This is a genomic window from Microbacterium sp. Ru50, assembly GCF_002920555.1.
GTDB lineage: Bacteria > Actinomycetota > Actinomycetes > Actinomycetales > Microbacteriaceae > Microbacterium > Microbacterium arborescens.
In genome coordinates this window covers 1-717 of sequence record NZ_PQSV01000044.1, presented here as the reverse complement: position 1 = coordinate 717, position 717 = coordinate 1, and the positions used below count along the sequence as shown (strand labels likewise).

The 717-nt window shown below is 68.9% G+C and carries 1 pseudogene; it reads left to right on the top strand.

From position 1 onward, the window contains the following. A pseudogene (locus C3481_RS16150) lies at positions 1 to 717 on the top strand (NAD-glutamate dehydrogenase domain-containing protein); the annotation flags it as partial.

The following is a 717-nucleotide window of genomic DNA, read 5'->3' as shown; positions in this document are numbered from 1 at the left end:
CCTGGTGGTCGCCGCGGACAAGGGCACCGCGACCTTCTCGGACATCGCCAACGAGGTCGCGAACACCTACAACTTCTGGCTCGGCGACGCCTTCGCCTCCGGCGGCTCCGCCGGGTACGACCACAAGGGCATGGGCATCACCGCGCGCGGCGCCTGGGAGTCCGTGAAGCGGCACTTCCGCGAGCTGGGCGTGGACACGCAGAGCGAGGACTTCACGGTCGTCGGCATCGGTGACATGTCCGGTGACGTGTTCGGCAACGGCATGCTGCTGTCCGAGCACATCCGTCTGGTCGCCGCCTTCGACCACCGGCACATCTTCATCGACCCCGACCCGGACGCGGCCGTCTCCTACGCGGAGCGCCGCCGCCTGTTCGAGCTGCCCCGTTCCAGCTGGGCCGACTACAACACCGAGCTGCTGTCGGCGGGCGGCGGGATCTTCCCGCGCACGGCCAAGTCGATCCCGCTCAACAGCCACATCCGCGAGGCCCTGGGCATCGAGGGCAAGGTCACCAAGATGACCCCGGCCGAGCTGATGAAGGTCGATCCTCACGGCGCCGGTGGACCTGCTGTGGAACGGCGGCATCGGGACGTACGTGAAGTCCTCGGCGGAGTCGAACGCGGACGTCGGCGACAAGTCCAACGACGCCATCCGCGTCGACGGCCAGGACCTGCGGGTCAAGGTCGTCGGCGAGGGCGGCAACCTGGGCCTGACCCAGC